The sequence below is a fragment of the Alkalibacter mobilis genome (assembly GCF_015594845.1).
GTDB classification, from domain to species: domain Bacteria; phylum Bacillota; class Clostridia; order Eubacteriales; family Alkalibacteraceae; genus Alkalibacter; species Alkalibacter mobilis.
Genome location: NZ_JADNRK010000003.1, coordinates 29892 through 46100, shown reverse-complemented (window position 1 = coordinate 46100; position 16209 = coordinate 29892). Strand labels below are relative to the sequence as shown.

The 16209-nt window shown below is 41.9% G+C and carries 17 protein-coding genes and 1 riboswitch; of the genes, 7 read left to right on the top strand and 10 right to left on the bottom strand.

What is annotated here, in order from left to right; all coding sequences use genetic code 11:
- Positions 1–3 precede the first annotated feature (3 nt).
- Positions 4–1446: a nicotinate phosphoribosyltransferase gene (locus IWB18_RS02245; RefSeq protein WP_195681972.1), complete on the top strand. Its 1443-nt coding sequence runs from the start codon at positions 4–6 to the stop codon at positions 1444–1446.
- 39 nt (positions 1447–1485) lie between these two features.
- Here the strand turns inward: IWB18_RS02245 and IWB18_RS02240 are convergent, their stop codons facing one another.
- Positions 1486–2151: a hypothetical protein gene (locus IWB18_RS02240; RefSeq protein ID WP_195681971.1), complete on the bottom strand. Its 666-nt coding sequence runs from the start codon at positions 2149–2151 to the stop codon at positions 1486–1488.
- Between the two features lie 171 nt (positions 2152–2322).
- On the bottom strand, positions 2323–2745 hold the full coding sequence (locus tag IWB18_RS02235; RefSeq protein WP_195681970.1) for a PPC domain-containing DNA-binding protein: 423 nt from the start codon (positions 2743–2745) through the stop codon (positions 2323–2325).
- A gap of 317 nt (positions 2746–3062) precedes the next feature.
- On the opposite strand from IWB18_RS02235, the gene IWB18_RS02230 reads away from it, so the two are divergent.
- The 6 genes from IWB18_RS02230 (at position 3063) to metK (ending at position 10092) form a co-directional block, all read left to right on the top strand.
- The gene (locus IWB18_RS02230; RefSeq protein ID WP_195681969.1) at positions 3063–4817 is read left to right on the top strand and encodes a phospho-sugar mutase; all 1755 of its coding nucleotides are present in this window, start codon (positions 3063–3065) and stop codon (positions 4815–4817) included.
- 10 nt (positions 4818–4827) lie between these two features.
- Positions 4828–5928, top strand: coding sequence for an aminopeptidase (locus IWB18_RS02225; RefSeq protein ID WP_195681968.1), 1101 nt, complete (start codon positions 4828–4830; stop codon positions 5926–5928).
- Between the two features lie 69 nt (positions 5929–5997).
- The gene (locus IWB18_RS02220) at positions 5998–6471 is read left to right on the top strand and encodes a COG2426 family protein (RefSeq protein ID WP_195681967.1); all 474 of its coding nucleotides are present in this window, start codon (positions 5998–6000) and stop codon (positions 6469–6471) included.
- A 158-nt stretch (positions 6472–6629) separates the two neighbouring features.
- Complete coding sequence (locus IWB18_RS02215; protein WP_195681966.1) at positions 6630–7253, top strand: acetate uptake transporter; 624 nt, start codon at positions 6630–6632, stop codon at positions 7251–7253.
- Between the two features lie 109 nt (positions 7254–7362).
- Positions 7363–8658: a glutamate-5-semialdehyde dehydrogenase gene (locus tag IWB18_RS02210; protein ID WP_195681965.1), complete on the top strand. Its 1296-nt coding sequence runs from the start codon at positions 7363–7365 to the stop codon at positions 8656–8658.
- A gap of 68 nt (positions 8659–8726) precedes the next feature.
- Positions 8727–8825, top strand: a riboswitch (SAM riboswitch).
- A gap of 79 nt (positions 8826–8904) precedes the next feature.
- Positions 8905–10092, top strand: coding sequence for a methionine adenosyltransferase (gene metK / locus IWB18_RS02205; protein ID WP_195681964.1), 1188 nt, complete (start codon positions 8905–8907; stop codon positions 10090–10092).
- 22 nt (positions 10093–10114) lie between these two features.
- Here the strand turns inward: metK and IWB18_RS02200 are convergent, their stop codons facing one another.
- From IWB18_RS02200 to IWB18_RS02165, 8 genes are all read right to left on the bottom strand, one after another.
- Entirely contained in the window at positions 10115–10612 is a 498-nt protein-coding gene (locus IWB18_RS02200; protein ID WP_195681963.1) for a dihydrofolate reductase, read from the bottom strand.
- A gap of 88 nt (positions 10613–10700) precedes the next feature.
- Entirely contained in the window at positions 10701–11126 is a 426-nt protein-coding gene (fabZ, locus tag IWB18_RS02195) for a 3-hydroxyacyl-ACP dehydratase FabZ (RefSeq protein ID WP_195681962.1), read from the bottom strand.
- Between the two features lie 4 nt (positions 11127–11130).
- Complete coding sequence (fabF, locus tag IWB18_RS02190; RefSeq protein ID WP_195681961.1) at positions 11131–12372, bottom strand: beta-ketoacyl-ACP synthase II; 1242 nt, start codon at positions 12370–12372, stop codon at positions 11131–11133.
- A gap of 12 nt (positions 12373–12384) precedes the next feature.
- Positions 12385–13125 carry a 3-oxoacyl-[acyl-carrier-protein] reductase gene (fabG, locus tag IWB18_RS02185; protein WP_195681960.1) on the bottom strand — a complete coding sequence of 247 codons (741 nt, stop codon included), beginning with the start codon at positions 13123–13125 and terminating at the stop codon, positions 12385–12387.
- Complete coding sequence (gene fabD / locus IWB18_RS02180) at positions 13126–14073, bottom strand: ACP S-malonyltransferase (RefSeq protein ID WP_195681959.1); 948 nt, start codon at positions 14071–14073, stop codon at positions 13126–13128.
- A gap of 4 nt (positions 14074–14077) precedes the next feature.
- Positions 14078–14308 (bottom strand): acyl carrier protein, encoded by a 231-nt coding sequence (acpP, locus tag IWB18_RS02175; RefSeq protein ID WP_269747893.1) that lies wholly within the window; start codon positions 14306–14308, stop codon positions 14078–14080.
- 66 nt (positions 14309–14374) lie between these two features.
- Entirely contained in the window at positions 14375–15349 is a 975-nt protein-coding gene (locus IWB18_RS02170) for a beta-ketoacyl-ACP synthase III (protein WP_207740723.1), read from the bottom strand.
- A 19-nt stretch (positions 15350–15368) separates the two neighbouring features.
- A complete protein-coding gene (locus IWB18_RS02165; RefSeq protein WP_195681957.1) occupies positions 15369–16208 on the bottom strand; it encodes an acetyl-CoA carboxylase carboxyltransferase subunit alpha in 840 nt (279 codons plus the stop codon).
- Between the last annotated feature and the right edge of the window lies 1 nt (position 16209).

Here is a 16209-nt window from a genome sequence, read left to right as displayed (position 1 = left end):
TAAATGAAATGCCTTAGAAGCAAGCAGTTGGCAACGGATTATTATCAGATAAGCATGAGCAATGTATATATAAACGACGGAAAGGACCAGGAAGTAGCTGTATTTGACTTGTTTGTCAGGAACAACCCTTTTAACGGCGGATATATGGTTTGTGCTGGCCTGGAGCAAGTCGTTGAATATTTATTGGACTTTGGGTTCGAGGATGATGACATAGAGATGCTAAAGAAAAATCATCCGGAGTTGACTGAAAAATTTTTGGAGTATCTTAGGGATTTTAAATTTACAGGAGAATTGTATGCGATTCCTGAAGGATCCATTGTTTTCCCGCATGAACCGATACTTAGGATCAAAGCACCTTTGATAGAGGGACAAATAATTGAAACACCGCTGTTGAGCATGATAAATCATCAAACTTTGATTGCTACGAAGGCTGCCAGAATAGTACAGGCTGCAGAAGGCGATCCAGTTCTTGAATTTGGGCTCAGGAGAGCTCATGGATCAGAGGCGGGCTTATATGGAGCAAGGGCGGCTGTCATCGGCGGTTGTGCAGGTACCAGCAATGTAGAATCGGAAAAGATCATAGATATCCCGTCAAAAGGAACAATGTCTCACAGTTTTATTCTCAGTTATCCTACTGAGTATGACGCCTTTTGGACCTATACGAAATTTAACCCCAACAATCTGATTTTATTGGTGGATACATTCAGTACTCTGGGTTCAGGAGTGCCTAACGCCATAAAGGTCTTCAGCAAGTTGAGAGATGCGGGCGAACTCCCGAAAAATTACGGCATAAGATTGGATTCGGGGGATTTGGCTTATTTGTCAAAAGAAGCGAAAGTCATGTTGGATGAAGCAGGATTTGAAGATGCCGTCATATCTGCATCTTCAGATTTGGACGAGTATTTGGTAAGGGATCTAAAATTACAAGGTGCACAAATCAATTTGTGGGGTGTTGGCACCAAATTGATCACCGCTTATGACCAACCGGCTCTGGGGGCCGTCTATAAGCTGGCCCAAATAGAGAGTAGTGGAGAAATCTACAACAAGCTCAAAATATCAAACGATCCTGGGAAGATCACCAATCCCGGATATAAAAAGGTAGTAAGAATTTACGACAACAAAACTAAAAAAGCTTTGGCGGATCTAATTATGCTTGATGAGGAAGAGATCGACGAGACCAAACCTTTGACCATTTTCCATCCTGTGTACACTTGGAAAAAAAGAGTCTTGACGGATTTTAATGTTAGAGACATGATGGTCCCCGTAATTATTGATGGAAAATGTGTTTATGAAATGCCCAGCATGAAAGAAATTCAAAATCATCTTAAGGAAGAAATCGAGTCGATGTGGCCTGCGACGACACGATTTACAAATCCACACGAATATCACGTAGATCTTTCTGAAAAGTTGTGGACGTTGAAAAACGATATCTTGACAAAAAATTAGAAAAATCCGAACTGCGGTTCGGATTTTTTTAAAAAGTTCTTATTTTGGCTGTTGGCGGATGGTATCATCTTCCAAGCTCTCATCGATGAATACCTTTATAGATACAATTTCAGACTCAAGTTCTAACCTTTCCTTTAGTTCAGTGGAAAGCTGTATCTTTATTTGCTCGCCATTATACAAGTTTTCAAAAATATATGTAGTTGAAGAAATATATTCATCTTCACTTCCAGCAGTATTTGAAGGCTTTCTGTCGGGGAATTGAATATGATTTGAAAATAGGCTCCCACTGACCTTGCCCAGATTGGATATGTCTACGGGCAAGATGCTAAACGGGTTCTTGGCCTCTGAAACTGTTATGGAAAATGAGTTTTTGTTGATAAGCACGCTCCCGTCGTCGCTGATGGGATATTCGTCTGCCATTAGGGAGTACTCCCAGTCCAGGGCTGCAATTGCATACAATTCATCTTGAGATATCAGTGTTATGGCATTGTTGATGAATTCCTTGCCTTTGGATTTTTCAGTTTCAATGACTTCGATCTCGGTTTCCAGATCGGAAATCTGATGTTCCAGGGCTTCTATTTTATTTTCAAGTCGCTTGATTTCTTCATCTTTGACTGAATCTTCATTGTTTGTATCGTCATTTACGGTGCATCCAAATGAAAATAAGATCAAAAACAAAAAAGGCAAAAGTATTAATTTCCGCAAAAGAACCCTTCCTTCCGAAAAGTTGAGATGTGAGCAAAAATCATGATAATTTTACCACAACCAAATAGATTAATCAAACAAACTATGGACATGGAAGGTTTTGTGAAGTAAGCATCTTTTAAAGGAAATATCTCATGATGAAAAAAACCGACTTTAGCAGTCGGTTTGGAATCAATCGAACTTGTATAGGTTAAGCCCTATTTCGGGATCGAACTCTCTCTTTACAAGGCCGTCTATGGCTTCGATAAAAATTTCTACGGTAGCGCTGACATAGGCATTATTCAAATGCCCACCAAAGCCCGTGTTTTCAATGTCTGACAAATTTACGTGCATGTGAAGGTATGTCTCATCATCTTTAGTTGAGATATTGCCCAAAAGGCTCGTGATTTCAAAATCGCCCTCCAACGTTCTAACGCTATATTCTTTTTCAACAGTTTTGAAAAGTCCGAGTTCGACCTTGTTGACTGCACCGAATCCCTGAAAATAGCCTAATTTGATATTTTCAGATTGGCACAGTGATTGAAGCGATGCGACTATCTCTTCTCCTTTGTCCAATCTAACAAAATACTTGTTGCCAAATTTTTTATGATCCATATTGCACCTCCATCCATTCTATTAATATTATATACCCATTGGTTGTTTGGCGGTACCACATAGGATATAAAAGGCTTTGACTTTCTTGTATCAAGGGTACATTAAAGGCTGGCTCAATGGAAAATCAAAAAATGAGATGCTCGTATCGATTAAAGCAAACAATTTTAGTTGGCTCTGGATGGTTGTTAATTATGTTTAATGGGTAGCAATTATGATATAATAAATTATTATGATTAACACTAGTATAAATTACGGATGGTTTGTGTAATTAAAATGGACGATAAACTAAAGTATATCAATACAAGGGGGATGAAATAATGTTGTACGAAGAGAGAAGTCAGTTGTGGCTGGATAGCGAGTATATTGAAGAAGCCGATAAAGATGAAATTAAAAATATAATTGAAGATAAAAAAGAGTTGGAAGATAGATTCTATAAAAATTTGGAATTCGGCACCGCAGGGTTGCGAGGAATAATGGGCATGGGAACCAACAGAATGAATACCTATGTTGTTGACATGACTACTCAGGCTTTGGCCAACTATATATCCAAATGGGGACTGAAGGCCATGGAGCGGGGAGTGGTAATAGCGTACGACTCCAGGAATAATTCTGAAAAATTTGCTTTGAGTGCCGCAAGAGTGCTTGCGGCCAACAATATCAAGGTATATCTTTTTGAATCTCTCAGGTCGGTCCCGCAATTGTCATTTGCCATTAGAAAGCTCAACTGTATAAGTGGAATCGTCATAACCGCAAGCCACAATCCCCCCGCATATAACGGATACAAAGTATATTGGCAGGAGGGTTACCAACTTACGCCGGAAGCAGCCACTGAAATCAGTGATCTTATTAACGAAATCATCGATTTTAAAGCCATAAGAAAATTGACTGAAGAGGATGCCTTGGCAAAGGGATATCTTGAGTACATCTCTGAGAAGGTCGATGGCCCATACATCACAGAAATTCTGAAAGGCGTTTCAAGACCTAATTTGATCAAAGCCAAAAATGATGATATAAGCATAATATACACTCCGATCCATGGCTCGGGCAATATTCCGTTAAGAAGAGCGTTAAAGGAAGCCGGATTTGATAACGTGCATGTGGTGAGTGAGCAGGAGAATCCGGACGGAAATTTCCCCACAGTCAAGGAACCAAATCCCGAAAAAAGGGATGTCTTCGACTTGGCAATAAAGCTGGCTGAAAAGGAAAACGGCGACATCATCATGGGAACAGATCCGGATGCAGACAGGCTTGGGATCGCCTACAAAGAGAATAATGGCGAATTCAGACTGTTAACAGGAAATGAAATTGGGATACTTCTGACATACTATATGTTGAACACCATGAAGGAGCAGGACAGATTAACTGAAAAAGGCGTGATCATAAAAAGCATCGTGTCTACAGAAATTGTTGAAGACATCGCAAAGACGTACGGTGTAAAAGTAATAAATACATTGACCGGATTCAAGTACATAGGTGAGTTGGTGGAAGAGTATTCCAAAACAAAGTTGAGAGATTTTATACTGGGATTTGAAGAAAGCTACGGATATCTCCCTGGAACCCACTGTCGAGACAAGGATGCCATAATGACATCTCTGATTATTTCAGAAATGGCCTTGTATTATAAGGAAACAGGAAAAACCTTGGGAGACGTGTTGAACGAAGTATATGAACTTTACGGATTCTGCATTGACGACATAGTCTCAATGGAGATGGCGGGAAAACAGGGTGCCATGGAAATCCAGAAAATAGTTGATTACTTTAGAAAACAGATGCCCATGAACTGGGCAGGAAAAAAAGTTGCGGTTATAGAAGATTATCTTTCAGGAAAGAGAAATCTTGTTGGGGAAGGCAGTGAAGATATCGTACTGCCAAAGTCTAATGTTATCAAAGCCTATCTGGAAGACGGTTCTTGGTTTTGTATAAGACCTTCAGGAACTGAACCCAAGATCAAGGTATATTTTTCGATCAAAGGGAAAACGGTGCTTGAAGCAAGACAAAATCTGGACGATATCAAAGAAGAAATACAAACCAAAGTCGATGAGATACTAAAACCACAGGAAGATGTAGATTAGGAGAGTTTCCATGCGTACTGAAATACTTGAAAAATATGCCAAGACGTTGATTGAATATTCACTGTTTGTTAAAAAAGGGGACTTTGTTGTCATTCAGGGATATGTTGAGGCCATGCCATTGATCGAACAATGTTATGGAGAGATTTTAAAAGCGGGTGGACATCCCCAAGTCGTTTTAAGAACACAGCTTGATGAGATGCTCCTCAAGCAAGGCAGCGATGACCAACTGTCATTTGAAAGCCCCGTTAACGAAGCGATAGTGAAAAATGCCGACAAAATTTTAAATATTGGCGGTGTGCCGAATACCAAATACTTAAGCGGTGTAAAAGCTGAAAAAATATCGATGTTGAGAAAAAGCGGAAAAAGGATCAATAAAATATACAATGACAGAGTCGATTCAAAAGAACTTGATTGGTCGCTATGCATGTATCCCACCCAAGGTCTGGCTCAGGAAGCAGGAATGTCATTGAGGGAATACGAAGAATTTGTTGCCAATGCTTGCCTGCTCAATAAGGATGATCCCGTAGCTGAATGGAAAAAAGTTCACGATGATCAAGAGAAAGTCGTCAATTTTCTGAATGGCAAGAGGGAAATCAGAATAATTTCCTTGGATACGGATGTAAAAATGAGCGTCAAAGACAGAATTTGGATAAATTCCGACGGCCATACCAATTTCCCAAGCGGAGAGGTGTTTACGGGCCCAGTCGAAGACAGCGTGGAAGGCCATGTGAGATTTTCATTTCCCGGTATTTATGCCGGTCAGGAGATCGAGGACATACGGCTCGTGTTCGAAAAAGGCCGGGTAGTGAAGGCATCGGCAGCAAAGGGGGAGGATCTTCTTAATGCACTGATAAAGACTGATCCCGGAGCATCAATGGTGGGAGAAGTGGCGATCGGAACCAATTATGGAATCGACAGATTTACGAAAAACATGCTTTATGACGAAAAAATGGGTGGTACGATCCACATGGCCCTGGGCAAGTCTTACGGCAAGAGCGGAGGAAAAAATGAATCTGTCATACATTGGGACATGCTGTGTAACATGAAAGACCAAGGTGAAATTTATGTCGACGGAGAATTATTTTATAAAAACGGAAAATTTGTATTCTAAAAACAGCCCGTACAAGTGCGGGCTGTGTTATTATATAATATAACAAAAAAATATGGCAAGGGTGAAAATATGATTGAATTTTTGTCGGGGTTTCCCGATTTGATTAAGGTTTTTATATCGGCCATGGTACCGGTGTTTGAACTTAGATTTTCGATCCCATTTGGGATTTTGGGATTGAATTTGAACTACTATGAAACCTATATGATATCTGTGCTCGGATCGGTGGTCCCGGCACCTTTCATACTTTGGTTGATACCATCTATCCTGGACTGGATGAGAGAAACGAAAACATTCAAGCCGCTGGGAGATTGGATATACAATAAGGGAATGAAGAAAAAAGATGTGATCGAAAAATACGGATACCTGGGTTTGGCGTTTTTTATAAGTATCCCACTTCCGGGAACCGGTGTCTGGACCGGATGTCTGATCGCTTCATTGCTCAATATGAAATTTAAAAAAAGCGTTCTTGCCGCAGTGGCAGGATCCTCTGTTGCAGGCATACTTGTTTCAATACTAACTTCAATCGGAGCCTTGGCGCTATAAGATCAACAAACTGAGCAAAAGCTTTATTTTAGAGCGAATAACCGGCATTATGCTGACATATCATTGACAGCATGGTGCTTTTTATTTATTATCTTAGTTATGTTAATAAATAAACAATAATTAACAAATCACATTTTGGATTTTAGGAGGAAACATTTTTGAAAGAAGAAACAATAAAAGTAAAAGCGACCTGGGCTGATCCATCAGCATTGGGATTGTTTGGGTTGGGAATGGTGACGCTGGTGGCTTCGTCCCAGAAATTGGGTTTAACGGATGGTTTGGCATTTATCGTTCCTTGGGCTGTCTTTTTAGGTGCATTTGCCCAGTTGTATGCAAGCATCGTCGATGGGAAGCTGGGTAATACGTTTGGCATGACTGCCTTTGGCGCATACGCATTTTTTTGGTTTGGAGTAGCGGCCAGCTGGCTCATTAAATTGGGAGTTTTCGGAGAAAGACTCGCTTCCGATGTGGATCCTCGACAACTTGGATTTGCTTTTCTTGGATATTTGATATTTACCATGATGATGACCATAGGTGCCATGGAAACCAATAAGGTTCTGTTTGCCATATTCTTTTTTATTGACTTGCTCTTTATAGGGTTGTTTTTAAACTCATTTCAATTTATGCCGGAGATCACTCACGGCTTGGCGGCAGTTTCAGAGCTGGTTATTTCAATATTGTCTTTTTACGGAGCAGGTGCATCTGTGCTGAACAAGCATTTTGAGAGAGAATTTATTCCATTGGGAAAACCGTTTGGAGTATTTAAAAAATCCGTTTCTTAAAAAGCGTGCATAAAGCAGCAAACAATACGCGATAAAGACTTATATTGCATATTTATCATCCCTATAGTATCATTATTATTAATATTTAATGGTAATTGGAGGGAATTGCATGAATATAAATGAAGCTGCCCAAGCGGCTAAATCCGCATCGGTAAATTTGGCGGCGGTTGAATCGAAAATCAAGGATACGGCTTTGGCAGAAATAGCCAAAGAGCTTCAAAATAGAATAAAAGATATCGAAGACGCTAACATGAAAGACTTGAAAAGAAGCGAGGATGAAAATCTTTCAGCACCGCTTTTAAAGAGATTGAAATTTGACGGCAAAAAGATCATGGATGTGGTATCAGGCGTGGAAAGCTTGAGAAAGCTTGATGAACCAGTGGGCAAGACATTGGCAACCACAGTTCTGGATGACGATCTGGAGCTCTACAAGGTCACTTGCCCCATTGGAGTGATTGGAGTGATCTTTGAATCGCGACCGGATGCATTGGTTCAAATTTCCACATTATGCTTAAAGAGCGGAAACAGTGTCATTTTAAAAGGCGGAAGCGAGGCCAGGGAAACAAACAGGGTCTTGTATGAAATCATAAAGGAGGCTTCAAATAGAGCGGGCATTCCATCAGGTTGGATCCAACTTGCTGAAACAAGAGAAGATGTGGGAGGAATGCTTAAACTCGATGATTTTATAGATTTGATAATTCCAAGAGGTTCAAACGAGTTTGTGAAATATATCATGGAAAATTCAAACATTCCGGTTCTCGGGCATGCAGACGGGATATGCCATTGCTATGTGGATGTGGATGCAGATATCGATATGGCGGTAAGGATAGTAACCGATTCGAAGACCCAGTATGTGGCTGTTTGCAATGCAACAGAGACTCTACTTGTAAATAATGAGATCGCAGCTGATTTTTTGCCGGTCCTGAAAAAATCTCTGGAAGCAAAAAACGTTGAGATAGTAGGAGACGAGAGAGTTAGAGAGATGATCGATGTTGAACCGGCTACAGAAGAGGACTGGAAGACAGAATATCTGGACTACAAGCTTGCAATAAAGATGGTGGATAACCTGGAAGAAGCTATCGGGCACATAAACAAGTACGGATCAGGGCATACGGATGCCATAGTGACATCGGACAAAAGCAAGGCCCGGACTTTTATGGATCTTGTAGATTCAGGAAACGTATTTTGGAATTGTTCCACCAGGTTCAGCGATGGATTCAGATACGGGTTTGGAGCCGAAGTTGGAATAAGCACCAACAAAATACATGCCAGAGGACCCGTAGGGCTTGAAGGGTTGTTGATCTACAAATACAAAATGATAGGTCATGGAAACATAGTGGATGATTATGAAACAGGAAAGAAGACGTACAAACATACAAGGATCCACAAGGATTTCAAAATTTGATCAAACCTACCAACTGTTGACTCCACAGATAAACTGTGCTATGATATTTTCAATTGAATAAGAGATTTACCTTATCCAGAGTGGTGGAGGGACTAGGCCCTGTGAAACCCGGCAACCGGCTATTTAGCTTGGTGCCAATACCTACAGAATAATCTGAATGATAAGGACTGTTTGGTCTTTGACCCCGTCCTTTAACAGGCGGGGTTTTCTTAATTTACTTTACTATTGAATGAATGGAGGATATTTATGACAAAAAAATTATTTACTTCAGAATCTGTAACTGAAGGGCATCCTGATAAAATGTGCGATCAAATCTCCGATGCCATACTCGATGCGATACTTGAGCAAGATTCAGATGCCAGGGTGGCCTGTGAAACACTTGTTACTACAGGGATGGTGATGGTAGCAGGAGAAATCAGCACAGACTGCTACGTTGACATACAAAAGATAGTCAGGGAGACTGTCAGAGAAATTGGATACACCAGAGCAAAGTATGGCTTTGACTGTGACACTTGTGCTGTTTTGACTTCCATTAACGAACAATCTGCAGATATTGCCATGGGGGTTGACAAGTCTCTTGAGGTCAAGTCTGGTGAAGAGGAAGGCAACGAAGCTGAGATTGGTGCGGGAGATCAAGGTATGATGTTCGGATTTGCCTGTGATGAAACACCCGAGTTAATGCCACTGCCTATATCACTGGCACACAGACTCTCCAGAAAGCTCACAGACGTGAGAAAAAATGGGACCTTGGAGTACTTAAGACCTGATGGAAAAACTCAAGTTACCATTGAATATCAGGACGACAAGCCCATTAGAGTGGATGCCATAGTTATTTCGACACAACACAGCCCGGAAATCGATTTGGATACCATCAGGAGGGATCTCATCAAATATGTGATCAAGCCGGTGGTAGATGAAGATTTCCTGGACGACAAGACAATGATTTATATAAATCCCACCGGTAGATTCGTCATCGGGGGACCACAGGGCGATGCAGGCCTTACAGGAAGAAAGATAATAGTTGATACCTACGGAGGTTATGGCAGACACGGTGGAGGGGCGTTTTCGGGAAAGGATCCTACAAAGGTCGACAGATCGGGTGCCTATGCTGCAAGATACGTTGCAAAAAATATTGTGGCGGCAGGGTTGGCAAAGAAGTGTGAAGTTGAGTTGGCTTATGCCATCGGCGTAGCAAAGCCGGTGTCTATATACGTGGAGACATTTGGCACGGGAAAAGTCAGTGACGAGAAGCTTGTAGAGCTCATAAAAAGAAACTTTGACCTTAGACCTTCTGCCATGATCAGAGACCTGGATCTAAGAAAACCCATTTACAAAAAGACTGCAGCTTACGGACACTTCGGAAGAAGCGACATAGATCTTCCCTGGGAGAAAACTGACAGGGCGGACATACTGAGAGTGGAAGCGGAAATATAAAGGAAAAAGGAAAGATGAGGGATCATCTTTCCTTTTTTCTGTCCATAATTATAAATTTATGAACGAGAGTATTCTCCTCATCCAGTGTACCCTCTTTTTCTTCTACGATCTCCCAATCCTTGGGATCCGGTTCAGAAAAATATGTATCAGCATTAAAAGTTGAATCGATTTTTGTTAAATATATCCTGTCGGCATAAGACAGCAGAAGGTCGAATATCATTTTGCCTCCTATAACGTTGTAATCCTGGCCTGGTGACAACATGGCCAGAAGTTCATCCAATGAATTTACAATCGTGACCTGCGGACTTTCAACAGAGTAATCAGGATCTCTTGTCAACACTATGTGGAGTCTTCCTGGGAGTATGCCGGGAAGGCTTTCAAAAGTCTCTCTGCCCATGATCATGGGTTTTCCTTCGGTCAGTTTTCTAAAATACTTAAGGTCTGAAGGCAAATGCCAGGGAAGTTTGTTGTCAACTCCCATTTCATTGTTTTTTCCTACAGCCAAAACAAAAGAGATCATTGTTTCACCCCCCTTATGTTCCAGTATGACACCAAGGGAATAATTTATCAATCATAAATTATCCAAACAAAAAAAGCGCATAAGCGCTTTATTGAACGGCAAAGGTCAGTTCAGCCTCTACACATATTTCACCATCGCAGTATGCCGTTGCTTTTCCAATTCCGACACCGGCCATGCTGCGGATGATTTCAGTTTCAAGTATCAACGTATCTCCCGGGATGACTTTTCTTTTAAATTTGGCTTTTTTTATTCCGCCAAAATATGCGATTTTACCCTTGTTTTCCTCCAGGCTCAACAGAGCTACAGCTCCGACTTGGGCTAAAGCTTCGATGATCAACACTCCCGGCATTACATGTTCCTGTGGGAAATGGCCTTGAAAGAAATATTCGTTTGCAGTTACATTTTTTACTCCTACGGCTTTTATGCCCGGTTCCAATTCCGTGATTCTGTCGATCAGCAAAAAAGGATATCTGTGTGGAATGATTTCTTGGATCTGATTGCTGTTAAGTATCATACGCTTACTCCTGTTCCTGCCATTTTTTAAAGGCAATGGTAGCATTATGTCCGCCAAATCCCAAAGAATTTGAAAGGGCAACTGAGATGTCCTGTTTTCTGCCCACATTCGGTACATAATCAAGGGTACATTCAGGATCAGGGTTTTTATAACCTGCAGTAGGTGGTATGAACCCTTCTTCCAGAGCTTTTACACAAACGATTGCCTCTACTCCGCCTGAAGCGCCCAACAGATGTCCGATCATAGATTTTGTAGAGCTGACTGCAAGAGATTTTATGTGATCTCCAAACAGGTTTTTTATTGCGGCGCTTTCGTTAAGATCGTTGTAGTAGGTGCTCGTGCCGTGAGCGTTTATATACGAAACATCTTCAAGCGCCAAATTGGCATCGGAAACAGCCAGTTTCATCGCTCTTCCACCACCTTCACCTTCGGGTGCAGGGGACGTTATGTGATAAGCATCGCATGTTGCTCCATAGCCTACGATTTCACCGTAGATCCGGGCATTTCTTTTGAGAGCATGATCCAACGACTCCAATATCAAAACTCCGGCGCCTTCTCCCATAACGAATCCGTCCCTGTCCTTGTCGAAAGGGATTGAAGCTCTTAAGGGATCGTCGGATGTACTCAGTGCCTTCATTGACATGAATCCCGCTACACCCGTTTCGCATACGGAAGCTTCACTTCCGCCTGCAACGGCTACATCCATGATTCCGGATCTTATTTTATGAAATGCTTCCCCTATGGCATTTGTGGCAGAAGCGCAGGCTGTAACCACTGAAAGACAGGGACCTTTGGCTTCTAGAGCTATCGCTACATTGCCTGCAGCCATGTTGGGGATCATCATTGGTATGAAGTATGGAGAAATTCTGTCAAAACCCTTTTCGATCTGTTTTTTTGTTTGCTCGTAAAAAGTCTCGATCCCGCCGATCCCGCTGGAAACGATGACCCCGAATCTTTCTCTGTCAAATTCACAATCTGCCAGACCTGAATCATCGTATGCCTGGTGTGAAGCATATATGGCAAACTGTGAATATCTATCAAGTCTTTTCAATTCTCTTTTGTGGATATATCTTTCGGGATCAAATGATTTGACTTCAGCGGCCATGGTGACATCAAATCCTGTTATATCGAATCTGCTTATTCTGTCTATACCGCATTTCCCTGATTTAACATTTTCCCAAAATTCATTTACATCCTCGCCCAGTGGAGTAATTGCTCCCATTCCTGTGATGACGACTCTATTCATATTAACATCCTCCTAAACAACCATGCCGCCATCAACATTGATGACTTGACCGGTTATGTATTTCGCTTCGTCCGTTGACAGGTACCCTACAAGAGAAGCTACATCCTCTGCACTGCCCAGGCTTCCGGCGGGTATGTTCTTCAATATGGCAGATTTTTGATCGTCGGATAGTTTGTCGGTCATATCGGATTCTATGAAACCTGGCGCTATGGCATTGACAGTGATCCCTCTTGTGGCGAACTCTTTTGCAACTGCCTTGGTGAGTCCGATTATGCCGGCTTTTGAAGCGGCGTAATTTGCCTGTCCTGGATTTCCTATCAAACCGATAACGGAAGCCATATTTATTATTCGGCCCTTTTTTGCCTTCAGCATGGGTTTGGCCGCATGCTTGATGCAATTGAAAGTGCCCTTTAGATTTGTATTTATTACATCGTCAAAATCCTCTTCGGTCATTCTTAAAATTAATGAATCCTTTGTTATTCCTGCATTATTTACCAAAATATCAATAGATCCGAATGTTTTGACGGTCAGAGCGATCAGTTCGGCAGCATCGTTGAAATCTTTAACGTCTCCTTTTACTGCCAAAGCTTTTTTTCCGGTAGCCTGGATTAGTTCCACAAGTTCCTGGGCCATGGCATCGTTGGATCTGTAATTGAAAACTACATTTGCTCCCATTTGAGACAGTTTAAGCACTATAGCTCGGCCGATTCCCCTGGTACCACCTGTAACTACAGCAGTCTTGTTTTCCAACATTTATTTATCCTCCAAAATCTTCAAAGTATTTTCAAGAGATTTCAAGTCTTCAACATTCAAAGTCCTGACTTTTTTGTCTATTCTTTTTATGAAGTTAGTCAAAGTCTTGCCAGGACCGATCTCAATAAAGGTATCCACCCCTGATTCGATCATGTACACAACACTTTGCTGCCATCGAACCGGCGAGATCACTTGCATGGACAAAAACTCCTTGACTACGGCTAAGCTTTCGTAAGGTTTTGCAGTGTAGTTTGATATGACGGGAACATTCATTGCCGAAAGAGTAAAATTTTGCAAAAATGCAGTCAGATCATGAGAGGCCTGCTTCAACATGGAAGTATGAAAAGGGCCGCTTACGCTTAGCGGAACTGCTCTTTTTGCTCCCTTCTCGAGGCAAATCTCCATTGCTTTTTCCACTGCAGAAACTTCTCCGCCGATGACGGTCTGTCCGGAATAATTGTAATTGGCGACTTCCACAATTCCAAGGCCGGATGCTGCCAGACACGATTCTTCTATGGTAGCGGGATCAAGTCCGATAATTGCGGCCATGGTTCCCAAACCTTGGGGTACGGCGGATTCCATAAACTTGCCTCTGTTGTGTACTAAATTGAGAGCCTCTTCAAAACCAAAAACTCCGGATGCAGTCAAAGCGGTGTACTCACCAAGTGACAGTCCGGCATAAAAGTCAGGGTGCAATTCAGTTTTACTTCGCAAGACTTCTAAAGCTGCCATGGAAGCAGTTAGTAGGCATGGTTGTGCATAAACCGTGTTATCCAAGATTGATGAGGGACCTTCAAAGCAAAGTTCCTTTACGTTGAAAGGCAAAGTTTCTTCTGATCTCTCAAAGATCTCTCGTGCTTCATCAAAATTTTCGTAAAGTTCCCTGGCCATTCCGGGGGACTGTGCCCCCTGGCCGGGAAATATCATAGCAATTTTATTTTCGGACATTTGGTTAACCCAGTTTGTTTTCCAAATATTCGACGATGTCTTTAACTGTTATCATGGAAGCAGCATCTTCCTCAGGAATTTTTATGTCGAATTCGTCTTCGAAAGCCATTACGATTTCTACGATTGCCAAAGAGTCGGCACCCAGGTCTTCTTGAATGTTTGCGCTGTCAACTACCTCTTCAACTTCCACACCTAGTTCTTCTACTAAAATATCAGTTACTTTTTCTTTAATCATTATCATTACCTCCGTAATTGTTTTTTTATTTCAAAGGATTTTCCTTTGTTGATTGATTGATTTTTGTTAAAACTCATGAATGACGCCACCCCAGGTAAGACCGCCGCCAAAACCTACGAGAAGCACTTTGTCACCCTTTTTTATCAGTCCATCTTCCATGGCCTCGGCAAGTGCCAGGCCAATGCTCGCTGATGAAGTATTGCCGTACTTCGATAGATTCAGATAGAACTTTTCCAAGGGGATTTTTGTTAACTTGCTAACCTTTGAGATTATTCTCCCGTTTGCCTGATGGGGAATGACCAAAGATATGTCTTCAATTTCAATTCTTGAGGATCTCAGAAGGTTGTCGATGGTATCCTTGATTGCAAAAGTGGCAAACTTGAATATTTCACCGCCATTCATTGTCATCTTTGATGGGGGACTGTCCAATTTTGAAGAAAACGGGCTATCCAATGGAAGTGCCGGAAGAACTAGATTCATTTCCGCATCGCCTCGGGAGTTTGTATAATCCGCCATTATCCCTGAATCGGATCTCTCCAGAAGCAGTGCGCCCGCTCCATCGCCGAATAAAACGCAAGTACCTCTGTCGTTCCAATCTATAGTTCGTGAGAGAGTTTCACTTCCAACAACAAGAGCTCTTCTGACGGAACCCGATTTTATGAATTTGTCAGCTACCTGTATTGCATATATCAGCCCTGTGCATGCAGCGTTTAAATCGAATGCTGTTACATTATTTTCATTAAGTCCCAATCTATATTGTAACATGGATGCAGTCGAAGGCATGAAGAAATCAGGGGATATTGTTGCTACTATTATAAGATCTATAGTATTTTTATCTATTCCACTTTTGTTTATTGCATCAACTGAAGCCCTGTAAGCCAGATCAGTGGTGGATTCATCGAATGTGATCTGGCGCCGGCTTATGCCGGTTCGCGATGATATCCATTCGTCGTTTGTTTCCACTATCTTTGAAAGGTCATCGTTGGTGACTGTCCTTTGTGCCGCTGCTTTACCGGCGGCTATAATTTTACATGTATCCAAATCTTGCTCCTTCCTAAAATCACAAGCCCATGCTTCTGTATTTTTGATATCTCTTTTTCAAGAGGGTTTTTTCAGGCAGAGATTTTAGTAGTTTTAGTTCGGTCAACAATTGTTCCTTCAGATAGCTCATGGTCTCCCTGCTGTTTGAATCCACGGTAAGACCACCGTCAGGCTCGGGAATTATTTTTTCAGATATTCCCAATTCAAACAGATCATAAGAAGTAAGCTTCATAAGCCTGGCAGCTTCTTCGGCCTTTGAACTGTCCTTCCAAAGAATGGATGCAAAGCCTTCAGGAGACAAAATCGAATAGACGGAGTATTCCATCATCCAGATTCGATCACCCACGCTCAAAGCCAGGGCTCCGCCACTGCCGCCCTCTCCTATGACCACGGAAATAATGGGGACGCTGATAGAGCTTATTTCATAAAGATTATTTGCGATGGCATGACCTTGGCCGCGTTCTTCGGCCTCTATTCCACAGTACGCACCGGGTGTATCCACGAAACATACTATGGGTCTTTTGAATTTTTCAGCTTGTTTCATCAGACGCAACGCTTTTCTGTAACCTTCGGGATACGGCATTGCAAAATTGCGCTTCAGGTTTTCTTCTAAAGTTCGGCCCTTTTGCTGACCTATTACCGTAACGGGAATATCGTTGATCATTGCAATACCGCCAATTGTAGAAGGATCATCCCCGTAGGCTCGGTCTCCATGAAATTCCATGAAGTTATCGAATATGGTGTCTATGTAATCCTTGGAAGTTGGTCGTCGGTTATTTCGTGCAATGTTGACATTCTCCCATGGATTGTGTCTTATTGCCGATGCTTCCGTGCCGATGACGGTTGATTTATTGTCCATT